This window comes from Flavobacterium sp. PL12, from assembly GCF_039123485.1.
GTDB classification, from domain to species: domain Bacteria; phylum Bacteroidota; class Bacteroidia; order Flavobacteriales; family Flavobacteriaceae; genus Flavobacterium; species Flavobacterium weaverense.
The window spans coordinates 32318-45846 of the sequence record NZ_JBANDI010000015.1; the positions used below are offsets into that span (position 1 = coordinate 32318).

The window sequence follows — 13529 nt, forward strand, 5'->3', positions numbered from 1 at the left end:
TTGTTAAAAACAAAAACCTTATTTATGTACAATTTTATTCAAAAATTTCACTCGGGCTGGGCTTATCTAGCGCTTTTAGTATTAGTCATTGCAGTAATTAACTCTTTAATTGGAATGTTTTCCAAAAAAGAATTTACTGCCAAAGATCGAAAAATTGCCATATTAGCTTTGATTGCTATACACACACAACTGTTAATTGGATTGATATTATATTTTATATCGCCTTTAGGTTTGGCTTCGCTAGGGCAAATGTCAGATAAAGCTTTACGCCTTACCTCTTTAGAACATCCCTTAATTAATATTATCGGTATCGCTTTAATTACAATTGGTTGGACTAAACATAAAAAATTATTGACTTCAGAATCAAAATTCAAAACATTTTCTATTTTTTATGGCTTAGGTTTATTACTTATTTTAAGTAGAATTCCATGGTCTATGTGGTTGTAAAATACTAAAAAAAGCTCTAGAAATAGAGCTTTTTTTATCTAGGTATGGTTTTTGTAAAGTAGATTTAATTAAAACAATAGATATGAAAAGATCAATTACTTTATTTTTTTTGTTGGCGGTTATAACATTTGCAAGTGCTCAAAAAAATAATAGTGCACCCAAACTAAAAGTGCCTGTTCAGAAGGATTCTATTAAAAAGAGTAAGACTATAATTGAAATTCAGGAAAAAAAAACAGACTCTTTGATTAATAGTTTAGGTATTTACAAACCGTATAAGAAAGAGGCGCACGCGTCGTATTACGCTGATAAATTCACTGGAAGAAAAACATCAAGCGGAAGTAGATTCGATAACAATAAATATACCGCTGCGCATAAAAAGTTGGCTTTTGGCACTAAAGTAAAAGTCACAAATGAAAGAAATGGGAAATGGGTAATTGTCGAAATTACGGATCGAGGCCCATTTGTAAAAGCTAGAGAAATTGATCTTTCAAAAAGAGCTTTTATGGATATAGTAGCTAATAAAGGTAGCGGATCCATGCAAGTTACTATTGAAGTTCTAGCTGATTAATTACCACTGAGTAAAAGGATTATGGCTTAAATAAGCATTGTAGTACTTTATATCTCCTGTTACTTCTTCTCCTAGCCATTCTGGTTTTTCAAAGGAAGTTTCTTCAGTATCGAGTTCAATCTCTGCAACAATCAGTCCTTGATTGTCTCCATAAAATTCATCTACTTCAAAAATATGTTCTCCTATTTTTATGTCAAAACGAGTTTTGTCAATAACGCCTTTTTCACATAGAGGTAGTAATTGTTGCGCTTCTTCGACAGAAATCTCCTTTTCCCATTCAAAACGTGATAAACCGCTTGCATTTGATGCTCCTTTAATAGTAAGGAAACCTTGATTACCTTTTATTCGCACACGAACAGTTCGTTCAGGAACGGAACTCAAATATCCTTGCGCAATGTGATTTTTAGTAAATGCGGATTTTTTAAAATCTTCATTTTTTACTAAAAACTTTCTTTCAATTTCAATCATTTTTTAGGTTTTATGTTAGCTATTATATGTAGACTTGGGTTTGAATTTTTCTAATTTCAAACAACATTTTTTCATCTTTCTCTCTAATAAAGATACTGTTATGAAGCCAAATATACTTAAAATTTAATTTTGGTTTTTCTTAAAGAATCTATTATTTTGCTAACTTCCTACTTTAATAAATAGGCATTTATCTATCAATTACTTAATCAAGAGATAAAGAGAATGTTATTATTGTTGTTTTTTGCGGTAGCAAATCAATTTTTATGAATAGTTTATCGAAAGTTGTGTCGCCTATTTGTATTTTTACCGAAATTTGATTAGAATAATGAAATTATTTTTTACAGCAAAGCCAAAAGCTACGGCGGCAGGAATTTTGATCGAATTTTTTGGTGAGGCTCAATCTTGGCGAGAAACGAATGATGTTTTAGAGCCATTAGTCGAATTGATTCGTTTGATTAGGCCTTTAAATATTAAGGATGAACAAACGGTAGACTTACAGGAAATGATCTCGTTTTTAAAGCAGAACTTTTCTTGTCGGAAGCAGCTGTCTATATATTTGAAAGAAATATTTAAGGATCGAAAATTTAACAAGATACTTTCTGATGCTGCGATTTTGCAAGATGTTGATTTTATTTTTGAAGTTAAAAAAAGAATTTTTGCAAAATTCTTACCGTACCAACCACAAAAAGACACTTTAGAATACGTTCTTAATCAGGTGTTTTACTTAGCTAATGATGCAATTTGGCTGAACCGAATTCCGCTAAGTCAATTATCAGAACTTTACGAACTTTTAAAATTCAAATCGATTTATGAAAGTATGGAACCTAATTCCGTGCTATCAGAAGTTCTAATTGCAGAACACTTGCTAATACAAAGAATTAGTGGTCGCGCCAGTGAAACAGACGTAATAAAAATGGTTCCTGAATTTGAGGATTTAGAAAGTCCTTTTTCTGCTTTCGAACAAGAACTGTATTTAATTGAGGAAAGGATACGAACATCTGGTAAACATTACATCGCATCTGATGATATATCATTCTCTCAATTGTTAGTGCTTCAAAAACAATGTGAAGGATTTGTTGACAAGGCTTTCCATAATAGTTCAAAATATGGAATTTCCCTTCGTGTTAATCAGAATTTATTAAAAATCAGACAGCAGTTAGTCCGTTTAAAATTTTTAATATCATTGTTGACAGTTGATACTGATAAAGACAAAAAGAATAATGGAATTGCATTGGCTCTTGAACTGATAAGGTTCAACTGCTACAAAAATAACGTTAGAAAATTCATTGGGGAAAGTACCCAATTGATTTCTTATGAAATAACGCAGCACACTGCAAAAACTGGTGAGCACTACATCACTGAAGGAAGAAAGGAATATTTTAAAATGTTTAGAACCGCTTTAGGTGGAGGTTTTATAGTTGGTATTCTATGTGTTATAAAAGTATTACTTTCTAAAGCAGATACTAGTTTCTTTGGGCATGCTTTTTTATACAGTATGAATTATGCTTTTGGTTTCATCGCCATTTATATTTTAGGTTTTACATTGGCGACAAAGCAACCAGCAATGACCGCGTCTGCTTTGATTAGAGCTTTAGAAGAAGGAGTTGTTCAAGAAGGCAAAGGAGCTGAAAAGCATAAGGCATTTGCGGTTTTATTTGCTCGCGTGTTTCGCTCTCAGTTTATAGCATTTGTTGGAAACGTACTGATGGCTTTTCCTGTTTCACTATTGGGAATATGGTTAATAGATTATTTTTTACACTATAATATTGCTGCCACTAAGTGGGAATCATTGCTGATAGATTTAAGTCCGATACATTCATTGGCGATTTTCCACGCTGCCATCGCTGGAGTATTTCTATTTTTATCAGGAATTATTTCGGGTAGCGTTGCTAATAGAGACAAGCACAATCAAGTTTATTTTAGAATTACAGAACATCCATTTCTTAAACGGAATTTTGGAAAAACAAGAACTGTAAAATTGGCGAAACTATATGAGAAAAGATGGGCTGGTGTAATATCAAACTTTTGGTTTGGTGTTTTTATGGGTAGTACCGCTTCTATTGGTCTATTTTTAGGATTGAATCTTGATATTAGACACATCACTTTTGGTAGTGGAAACCTCGCATTAGCCTTGTACGGAGCAAATTATAAAGTAAGTCACTCTATGTTATTTTGGGGAGTATTTGGTATTGGTATAATAGGATTAGTGAACTTTATAGTGAGTTTCAGTCTTTCATTAGGTCTTGCATTCCGCTCTCGTGCGATATCACTTTTTGAGCTTAGATTTGTAACCATTTCAATCTGGAATCATTTTAAGGCAAAGCCAATGAGTTTCTTTTTTCCAACAGAAAAGAAAACACACAATCTAATAATCGATAAGGAAAGTAATTCCTAGTAGAATTTCATTCTCCTATAGAGGTGATTATTTAATTTATTTATGATGGAGGATTTAATTCCAAATAGAAAAATTATACATGTTGATATGGATGCGTTCTACGCTTCTGTCGAGCAAATGGATAATCCAGAACTTCGTGGAAAGCCGATAGCAGTTGGAGGTTCAGAAAATGGAGGAGTAGTAGCTGCAGCAAGTTATGAAGCCCGAAAATTTGGTGTTCGAAGTGCAATCAGCGGTGTAATGGCTAAAAAAAACTGTCCAGACATTATATTTGTTAAACCACGATTTGATCGTTATAAAGAAATCTCAAGCCAGATACAGAAAATATTTTACGAATACACAGACTTAGTTGAACCTTTATCACTTGATGAAGCCTATCTCGATGTGACTATTAATAAAAAAGGGAATCCAAGTGCTACCTTGTTAGCGCAGGAAATTAGACAACGCATTTTTGAAAAAGTTGGTATAACTGCATCAGCAGGAATATCAATCAACAAGTTTGTCGCTAAAATTGCCAGCGACTACAATAAACCAAACGGACAAAAAACTGTAAATCCTGATGAAGTGCTACTATTTTTGGAAAATTTAGCAATTCGGAAATTCTATGGCGTGGGGAAAGTAACCACTGAAAAAATGTATCAATTAGGTATTTTTACCGGTGTAGATTTAAAAAGTAAGTCTCTTGAATTTTTAGAGAAAAATTTCGGTAAGTCTGGAAACTTCTATTACAATGTTGTTCGAGGTATTCATAACAGTGAAGTAAAATCAAATCGCATTACAAAATCAGTAGCGGCAGAAAACACCTTTGATAGCAATCTTACTTCTGAAATTTTTATGATCGAAAAATTAGATGCAATAGCGGCTACTTTGGAAAAGAGATTAAAAAAACATAAGGTGGCTGGAAAGACGGTTACTCTGAAAATAAAGTACAGTGATTTTACGCAGCAAACCCGTAGTAAAACCATGCCTTATTTTGTCTCTGACAAAGCGCTGATTTTGGAAATAGTGAGCGAACTTTTATATCAAGAGCGCATGAAAGAATCGGTAAGACTGTTAGGTATTTCTTTAAGTAATTTGAATACAGAACAAAAAGAATTTATTGTTGTCCAACTTAAATTTGATTTTTAGAGTAGTTTTGAGCACGTTCAACAAGGGTTAAAGTTGTATAATTATTACTTTTTGTTTCTAATAAAAATTACATTTGATTTTTAATACACAACTTATGAACGATTTTAAACAATACGAAGAGGCGATCGCGCGACATCACGGTACCTTAAATAGTAAAACTACTCCCGTGTATTGCTGGGATTTCAATAACATATTTCGAGAAGAAGTTAAGAATTTTTTCTTAGATTACAATAAACTAAATTCCATTGCTTCGCAAAGTAAATGGATTGATAACGGCTGGAACTTTGAGCAAAGTCTTAAAGAAGAAGTTATTATTTTAACAGACGCTAAACTAAGAATTGTTTTCGCATCTCATAATATAACTGCAATGAATGGATATACTGCTAACGAAGTTTTAGGTAATAGTCCGAGAATGTTTCAAGGGGAACATACAAATGCAACTACCTCAACTGAAATTCGTAATGCTGTAATAGAGATGAAACCATTTGAGAAAACATTGATCAACTACAAAAAGAATGGAGAGACTTACATTTGTTTAATTAAAGGTTATCCTGTATTTAATAAAAAAGGGGAACTGAGTCACTATATCGCTTTTGAGAAAGCTGCATAAAAAAGAGAAACCCTTTCCAATTGGAAAGGGTTTCTCTTTTTATATCAGGATTGACTGTATTAGTTTTTGCTATTAAGTTTAGATAGTAATCTTAAGAACTCGATGTACAACCAAACTAACGTGATCATTAATCCCATAGCTCCGTACCATTCCATATACTTTGGCATTTTTTGCTCAGCTCCTTTTTCGATTCTATCAAAATCTAAAAATAGATTTAAAGCGGCAATAATGATAACAAAAACACTAATTCCAATACTCATTAACGAACTGCCATAATGCACCGGCACAAAGCTTGTAAACATTGAAATTAACCACGAAATAAGATAATAGGTAGCAATAGCTAAAGTCGCTGCTACAACAACAGATTTAAATTGCTCTGTTACTTTCACAATCTTGTACTTATACAATACAAGACATACCATAAAAGTTACAAATGTTGCTCCAACTGCTTGAATAACTATTCCAGGATATTTAGCTTCAAATATAGCCGAAATACCACCTATGAATAAACCTTCAAACAAAGCGTATCCCGGTGCTAAATAAGGTGAATATTGTGGTTTGAATGCAGCAATAACTACTAATATTAAACCTATAACTGCGCCACCAATTGCTGGAGCAATAGGATTCATGCCATTGAATGCCATCCACCAAATCACCATTGCAGAAGCGGTAAGCAGTAAGAATAAAATTAAACTTTTATTAATAGTTCCGCTCAACGTCATTTCCTGATTGTAATCAATGATTGTTGAATCATTTTTACGAGAAACGGCTGTCGAAAAGTTTTTAGTATTTAAAAATGGATTTTTTGAATTGAAACTCATAATTAGATTGATTTTTTATTGTTCAAATATAAATGTTATTTTGCTCAAGATTGTTTAATTAATCTTAAATAATTTTAGACTTAAAATTTTAAATTTATTAAAATAATAAAGCCGTCTGTATATTTTACAAGACGGCTTTGTATTTTAAAATGGATTAGTAAAACTATTCTATTTCAGAAACTCTTAAAGTATTTACCATTCCTTTTTCTTTAATTGGCATTGCTGCTAGATTGATAAGGAAATCACCTTTTTCAACGAAACCTTTAGCTTTTACAATTTCATTAATATCGGTTACGGTATCATCAGTGCTAACTGTTTTTTCGTAAAAGAATGATCTCACTCCCCAAAGTAAATTAAGTTGCGTAAGGATTCGCTTATTTGAAGTAAAAACTAAGATGTGCGCATTTGGTCTCCAAGCTGAAATCTGGAATGCAGTATATCCGCTATTTGTAAGTGTGCAGATTGCTTTTGCTTGAATCGCATTAGCCATTGTTGCTGCGTGATGACAAATCGTTTTTGTAATAAATCGTTTTGTTTTTATTTGCGGCGTATTTTGTGGAACATGAATTAACGGAGAATCTTCTACTGCTTGAATAATTTGCGACATTTTTTGAATTACTTGTACAGGATAATTACCTGTTGCAGTTTCTCCAGAAAGCATTACTGCATCTGCGCCATCCATAACAGAGTTTGCTACGTCATTCACTTCTGCACGTGTTGGCGTTAAGCTTGTAATCATTGTCTCCATCATTTGAGTGGCAACAATAACTGGAATTCTGGCTGTTTTTGCTCTACGAATTAATTCTTTTTGAACTAAAGGAACTTCATGAGCAGGAAGTTCAACACCTAGGTCTCCACGAGCTACCATCAAACCATCGCAATATGCAACGATTTTATCGATATTCTCTAGTGCTTCTGGCATTTCGATTTTAGCAATAATTGGAATTTTATGATCTGAATGTTTTGCAATAAGATCTTGTAAATCTTTTAAATCTTCCGGTGTTTTTACAAATGATAATGCAATCCAATCTACTTTTTGTTGAATTGCGAATATTGCGTCAGCAATATCTTTTTCGGTCATTGCCGGAAGTGATATTTTAGTATTTGGTAAATTTACACCTTTTTTAGATTTTAATTCACCACCCTGAATAACTCTTGCAACAACCTCTGAAATTTTATCCGTTTCAACAATTTCAAAGATCAGTTTACCATCATCAAGTAAAATTCGCTCTCCAGGATTTACATCGTTTGGAAAGTTCTTGTATTTCATGAAAACTTTTTTAGCAGTTCCCAATATATCTTCAGCCGTTGTAAACGTAATTAAATCACCATCTTGAACTACAGTTCCTTCTTCCATTACGCCTACACGTAATTTAGGACCTTGTAAATCACCTAATATTGCTGTTGTGTAGCCAAACTCATCATTTAGACCTCTAATCAAGTCTATCTTTTCTTTTACATCATTGTAGTCAGCATGTGAAAAATTTACTCGGAAAACATTAACACCAGAATCAATCATATCTTTAATGATTTCTCTTGTACTACATGCAGGCCCAAGTGTGGCTACAATTTTAGTTTTTTTGTTTGTAAGCATTTTTATTAAAAAATTAAATTGTTTTTAGATTTTATTTGATTGGTATCAACTACGTAAACTGTCGATACGTTATCTATAGTATTCAAAAGTAGTTGCACATTGAGTAGGTCTAAATCCTCTTCATTGTTCTCTATTTTTAAAAAATAGTCTACTTTTTTAAATTCAGGAAGTAAATAGGCTTTTGTAGCCACTTCCATGGTTAAGTTTGAAAATAAATTTTGAGTGTTATCATTACTATATTGAATAACCTCATTTTTATTTTGAATTAAGTTCCAAGAGAAGGCGCTTTCTTCATCATTATAAAAAAACCGAGAAAAATTTATTTCTCCCTCTTTTATATTGATTTGAACATCATTTGTACTTTTACTTAGATTTATGGGTAATTTTTGATTGATGAAATACGCTAATCGGTAGTCATCTAACAAGGTGTGAATAGCAATTAAATAATAATCTATTTCGTCAAATTCGCCAAGATCTAGTTTTTGAACAGCCATATCGTGAAAAAAATAAGATGTAAATATACTATTTCTTACCTTGAGAATTGGCGTTCAAACGTGATGTTTTTGTTAATTTATGAACGATAACGTTGTAGTTTTATGAATACATAGTTTATCTTCGCTCCATTTTTTCTTGAAAAGCAAAATAGGCGCGTTGGGAAGCTTTTTCCTCTGCTTTCTTTTTTGATGTAGCTCTCGCTTTGGCAATTACTTTGTCGTCAATACTAAGCTTGACGCCAAATAATCGCTGCCCATCGATGGCGTTGTCTTCAAAAATATCATAGTGAAATATTTTCTTTTCCTTTTGACACCATTCGATAATTAAGCTTTTATAGCTAATTACTTTTCCTTCTAATCGAGCAATATCAACGTAAGGAGCAACTACTCTTTTTTGTATAAATTTTTCGCAATACTCGTAACCTCTATCTAAATAAATAGCTCCTACTAGAGATTCAAATATATTACCGTGCACGTTATCTCCAAAGTGATTAATAGGCACTTTACTTTCGATAAAACTAGCTAAATTCAAATCTTTACCTAGTTCGTTTAAATGTTCTCTACTTACAATTTTAGAGCGCATTTTTGTAAGATAACCTTCATCACCTAATGGCGCTTTGTCAAATAAATAAGCTGCGATAACAGAACTAAGCATCGCATCGCCTAGGAATTCTAGACGTTCATAATTCATAGGATTACCAGCTAAATCTAAACGATTAGCAGATCTATGCGTAAATGCTTTTTTATAAATATCAAGATTTATAGGAGCAAATCCTAAAATTTTCTGAATAGAATCAAAAAAAATCCCGTCTTCTAGAGAACGGGATTTTGAAAATATTTTTCTGATTATACGCATATATAACTAGATTTCTAATTTTTTAACCAATACACAAGCATTATGACCTCCAAAACCGAAAGTGTTACTCATTACAACATTCATGTCTCTTTTCTGAGCTTTGTTGAATGTAAAGTTTAGTTTCGAATCTATATTTTCATCATCTGTAAAATGATTAATTGTAGGAGGTACAATTCCGTGTTTTAACGAAAGTATAGATGAAATAGTTTCGACAGCTCCAGCAGCACCAAGTAAGTGGCCTGTCATAGATTTTGTAGAGTTTAAATTCATTGTATAAGCGTGTTCGCCAAAGACATGTAAAATGGCTTTAGATTCAGCTAGATCACCCAGCGGAGTTGAAGTTCCGTGCATGTTTACACCATCAACATCACTTGCTTGTAAACCAGCATCTCTCAAGCAATTTAACATCACATTTTTAGCGCCTAATCCATCAGGATGTGGTGCAGTAATGTGATATGCATCTGCTGACATACCGCCACCACCTATTTCACAATAGATCCTAGCACCACGTGCTACAGCATGTTCGTATTCTTCAAGAATTAATGCACCAGCGCCTTCTCCTAGGATAAAACCATCACGGTCTTTGTCCATTGGTCTAGAAGCTGTTTTTGGATCGTCATTTCTAGTCGATAAGGCATGCATAGCGTTAAAACCACCCATTCCCGCTATTGTAACAGCAGCTTCTGAACCACCAGTTACCATAACTTCAGCATGACCTAATCTAATATAATTGAAAGCGTCAATAATGGCATTTGTTGAAGAAGCACAAGCTGAAACAGTTGTGAAGTTCGGACCTCTAAATCCGTATTTTATGGAAATATGACCACCAGCAATATCTGAAATCATTTTAGGAATAAAGAACGGATTGAACTTTGGCGTTCCATCTCCAGCTGAATAGTTTAACATTTCGATTTGAAACGTTTCTAAACCACCAATACCTGAACCCCAAATTACACCAACTCTATCTTTGTCTAATTTTTCGAAATTGAAACCAGCATCAACTACAGCTTCGTCAGATGTTACCATTGCATACTGTGCATAACGATCCATCTTTCTCGCTTCTTTTCTATCCAAAAAGTCTTCAGCATTAAAGTTTTTTAGTTCGCAAGCAAACTTCGTTTTAAACTTTGAAGCATCAAAATAGGTTATTGGAGCAGCTCCGCTAACGCCATTAATCAATCCATCCCAATATTGTTCAATGTTATTTCCGATAGGTGTAAGAGCGCCTAAACCTGTTACTACAACTCGTCTTAATACCATAAATTCTTTACTTTTTGTTATCTTAAAAAAATAAAACCCATGCATTCTTCACTGTACTAAATTACAAAAGAGCCATGGGTATTACAATAAATATATTTTTGATTGAAAATTCAATCTCGAATTTAATTTTTTTAAAAAAAAATAATAACACCCGGTTTCAAGAAATTCAATTTCTAGAAACCAGGTGTGAACTTATTATTTCTTAGCTTCCTCAATGTAAGAGATTGCTTGACCTACAGTAGCAATGTTTTCTGCTTGATCGTCTGGGATTTGAATATCAAATTCTTTTTCGAATTCCATGATAAGCTCTACCGTGTCTAATGAATCAGCTCCTAAATCGTTTGTGAAGCTTGCTTCTGTTACAACTTCGTTTTCGTCAACACCTAATTTGTCTACGATAATCGCTTTTACTCTTGATGCAATGTCTGACATAATCTTTAATTTTAGAATTTAATTTGTTGGCAAAAATAAAAAACTTTATTTGAAAACAACCAATAAGTTAATAAATGTGACGTCTAATGTATAAAATTTATTTTAACAAAGCAGTCGCATTGCTATTTATTTTCATTTATTATGCGTTTTTTTGTGCTTTTAAAAGCGTGAAATTATATGAAAAAAATTGTTGTTTTTGCTTCGGGGTCGGGGACTAATGCTGAGAATATCATTCAGTATTTTACACAAAAAGAAAGTGGAACTGTACTTGCTATTTTTACAAATAACAAAAATGCAGGCGTAATTGAAAAAGCAAAAAAGTACGGCGTACCAACGCAGATTTTCTCAAAAGAAGATTTAAATGAAGGTAAAGTTTTACAAAATCTAAATAGTATTGGTGCAGATTGGATTATATTAGCTGGATTTCTTTTAAAATTCCCTGAAAACATCATAAAAGCATTTCCAGACAAGATCATTAACATTCATCCTGCTTTGCTTCCTAAATATGGCGGAAAAGGAATGTACGGAATGAATATACACCGCGCTATTGTACAAAATAAAGAGAAAGAAACTGGAATTACAATTCATTTTGTAAATGAAAATTATGATGAAGGAGCCATAATTTTTCAAAAAGCTGTTGCTTTAAATCCAGATGAGACAGCAGAAAGTGTTGCAGTAAAAATTCACGAATTGGAACAAGAATATTTTCCTCAAGTGATTGAAAGTTTGTTAGACTCATAGTTGATCAAAATTCGAGAGTGAAATTATAAACTAATTTTTTCTTTTCGATAATCATATAAAATAGTAACCGCTATTCTCATAGTGTATAGTTTAAAAATAAAATGGAATACGACGTACATATATATACTGACGGTGCAGCCAAAGGAAATCCTGGAAACGGTGGTTACGGTGTAGTGATGGAATGGGTTGGAAAACCATATAAAAAAGAATTCTATGAGGGATTTCGTCGCACGACAAATAATAGAATGGAATTGCTTGCAGTTATAGTTGGTCTCGAAAAATTAAAAAATCTTAATACTAGAGTTTTAGTGGTTTCTGATTCGAAGTATGTTGTAGACTCCGTCGTTAAAAAATGGGTTCTTGGTTGGGAAAAAAAAGGATTTGTAGATCGCAAAAATTCTGACTTATGGAAGCGCTTCTTAATCGTTTACCGCAAACATAAAGTAGATTTTAAATGGATAAAAGGTCACAATAATCACCCGCAAAATGAAAGATGCGATGAATTAGCGGTTATGGCTTCAATGCAAAAAGAGCTTTCTATAGACGCTTTTTACGAGAAAGCAGAAGCTAAATTACTATAAAAACAGTTTGAACTAAATACAAAAATTAGTAAAATTTTACGTTTTAAATGCATTGCAATTTTATTACTTATAAACTATCTTTGCACCTTAATTCGAAACGTATATAATGAATAAATTATTGATTGTTGGAACCGTAGCTTTCGACGCAATTGAAACTCCTTTTGGAAAAACTGATAAAATTTTAGGTGGTGCTGCTACTTACATAGGGCTATCTGCTTCTTTTTTTAATCTACAATCGGCTATAGTTTCTGTAGTTGGAGACGATTTCCCGCAAGAATATTTAGATTTATTAACTTCTAGAAATATTGATATTTCAGGTCTTGAAGTTGTTAAAGGAGGTAAAACTTTCTTCTGGAGTGGTCGCTACCATAATGATCTAAATTCAAGAGATACATTAGATACGCAATTGAATGTTTTGGCTGATTTCCAACCTAAAGTTCCTCAAGATTACAAGAATTCTGATATTGTAATGTTAGGAAACTTACATCCATTAGTTCAAAGCAGTGTTTTAGACCAAATGCAAAAGCAACCAAAATTAGTAGTACTTGATACTATGAACTTTTGGATGGACTGCGCCTTACCGGAATTATTAGAAGTTATAAAACGCGTAGATGTAATTACTATAAATGATGAGGAAGCACGTCAACTTTCTGGAGAATATTCTTTAGTAAAGGCTGCTGCCAAAATTCATACAATGGGACCAAAATACGTGGTGATTAAAAAAGGGGAACACGGAGCTCTACTTTTTCATAACAAAGATGTTTTCTTTGCGCCAGCATTACCATTAGAAGAAGTTTTTGATCCAACAGGGGCAGGAGATACTTTTGCAGGTGGATTTGCCGGTTATATTACGCAGAGTGAAAATATTTCATTCGAAAACATGAAAAACGCTATTATTCATGGATCAAATTTAGCCTCATTCTGTGTGGAGAAATTTGGAACAGAAAAAATGGTTGATCTAGAGAAAAGTGACGTGTCAGCGAGATTGAAACAATTTAAGTCATTAACACAATTTGATATAGAATTATAATGTATGAAAAACCTCGGAAACGGGGTTTTTTTGTTTTATAAAATAGCAGCTAACTGTAGCGAGTTTTATTGATATAAAATATAGAAGTCACTGCAGTTCATTCA

At 32.8% G+C, this 13529-nt stretch carries 15 protein-coding genes; 8 read left to right on the forward strand and 7 right to left on the reverse strand.

All coding sequences use genetic code 11. The features are described from left to right. Window positions 1-24: 24 nt before the first annotated feature. Both RCH19_RS08545 and RCH19_RS08550 read left to right on the forward strand, forming a co-directional pair. Window positions 25-447 carry a hypothetical protein gene (locus RCH19_RS08545; protein WP_343022866.1) on the forward strand — a complete coding sequence of 141 codons (423 nt, stop codon included), beginning with the start codon at window positions 25-27 and terminating at the stop codon, window positions 445-447. An 82-nt stretch (window positions 448-529) separates the two neighbouring features. Then, the gene (locus RCH19_RS08550) at window positions 530-1015 is read left to right on the forward strand and encodes a septal ring lytic transglycosylase RlpA family protein (protein WP_343022867.1); all 486 of its coding nucleotides are present in this window, start codon (window positions 530-532) and stop codon (window positions 1013-1015) included. Here RCH19_RS08550 and RCH19_RS08555 read toward each other — a convergent pair whose 3' ends face one another. Beyond that, complete coding sequence (locus RCH19_RS08555) at window positions 1016-1483, reverse strand: CYTH domain-containing protein (protein WP_343022868.1); 468 nt, start codon at window positions 1481-1483, stop codon at window positions 1016-1018. 325 nt (window positions 1484-1808) lie between these two features. Here RCH19_RS08555 and RCH19_RS08560 point away from each other — a divergent pair, with 325 nt between their 5' ends. The 3 genes from RCH19_RS08560 to RCH19_RS08570 all read left to right on the forward strand — a co-directional run bounded on the left by RCH19_RS08560 (window position 1809) and on the right by RCH19_RS08570 (window position 5616). Then, a complete protein-coding gene (locus RCH19_RS08560; protein ID WP_343022869.1) occupies window positions 1809-3878 on the forward strand; it encodes a recombinase in 2070 nt (689 codons plus the stop codon). Window positions 3879-3923: 45 nt separating this feature from the next. After that, window positions 3924-5006 carry a DNA polymerase IV gene (gene dinB, locus RCH19_RS08565; protein ID WP_343022905.1) on the forward strand — a complete coding sequence of 361 codons (1083 nt, stop codon included), beginning with the start codon at window positions 3924-3926 and terminating at the stop codon, window positions 5004-5006. Between the two features lie 94 nt (window positions 5007-5100). Beyond that, on the forward strand, window positions 5101-5616 hold the full coding sequence (locus RCH19_RS08570) for a PAS domain-containing protein (protein ID WP_121924869.1): 516 nt from the start codon (window positions 5101-5103) through the stop codon (window positions 5614-5616). Between the two features lie 59 nt (window positions 5617-5675). On the opposite strand, the gene RCH19_RS08575 is transcribed toward RCH19_RS08570, so the two are convergent. From RCH19_RS08575 to RCH19_RS08600, 6 genes are all read right to left on the reverse strand, one after another. After that, window positions 5676-6437: a Bax inhibitor-1/YccA family protein gene (locus RCH19_RS08575; protein WP_343022870.1), complete on the reverse strand. Its 762-nt coding sequence runs from the start codon at window positions 6435-6437 to the stop codon at window positions 5676-5678. Between the two features lie 163 nt (window positions 6438-6600). Further along, entirely contained in the window at window positions 6601-8031 is a 1431-nt protein-coding gene (gene pyk / locus RCH19_RS08580) for a pyruvate kinase (RefSeq protein ID WP_343022871.1), read from the reverse strand. A 5-nt stretch (window positions 8032-8036) separates the two neighbouring features. After that, complete coding sequence (locus RCH19_RS08585; protein ID WP_121924872.1) at window positions 8037-8525, reverse strand: IPExxxVDY family protein; 489 nt, start codon at window positions 8523-8525, stop codon at window positions 8037-8039. 115 nt (window positions 8526-8640) lie between these two features. Continuing rightward, window positions 8641-9381: a ribonuclease III gene (gene rnc / locus RCH19_RS08590; protein ID WP_343022872.1), complete on the reverse strand. Its 741-nt coding sequence runs from the start codon at window positions 9379-9381 to the stop codon at window positions 8641-8643. Between the two features lie 6 nt (window positions 9382-9387). Then, window positions 9388-10641 carry a beta-ketoacyl-ACP synthase II gene (gene fabF, locus RCH19_RS08595; protein ID WP_343022873.1) on the reverse strand — a complete coding sequence of 418 codons (1254 nt, stop codon included), beginning with the start codon at window positions 10639-10641 and terminating at the stop codon, window positions 9388-9390. A gap of 195 nt (window positions 10642-10836) precedes the next feature. Continuing rightward, window positions 10837-11073, reverse strand: a complete 237-nt coding sequence (locus RCH19_RS08600; protein ID WP_007137004.1) for an acyl carrier protein — start codon at window positions 11071-11073, stop codon at window positions 10837-10839. 177 nt (window positions 11074-11250) lie between these two features. Here RCH19_RS08600 and RCH19_RS08605 point away from each other — a divergent pair, with 177 nt between their 5' ends. From RCH19_RS08605 to RCH19_RS08615, 3 genes are all read left to right on the forward strand, one after another. Beyond that, window positions 11251-11814, forward strand: a complete 564-nt coding sequence (locus RCH19_RS08605; protein ID WP_343022874.1) for a phosphoribosylglycinamide formyltransferase — start codon at window positions 11251-11253, stop codon at window positions 11812-11814. A gap of 101 nt (window positions 11815-11915) precedes the next feature. After that, window positions 11916-12395 carry a ribonuclease HI gene (gene rnhA / locus RCH19_RS08610; RefSeq protein WP_121924875.1) on the forward strand — a complete coding sequence of 160 codons (480 nt, stop codon included), beginning with the start codon at window positions 11916-11918 and terminating at the stop codon, window positions 12393-12395. A gap of 106 nt (window positions 12396-12501) precedes the next feature. After that, window positions 12502-13425, forward strand: a complete 924-nt coding sequence (locus RCH19_RS08615; protein ID WP_343022875.1) for a PfkB family carbohydrate kinase — start codon at window positions 12502-12504, stop codon at window positions 13423-13425. Window positions 13426-13529: the final 104 nt, after the last annotated feature.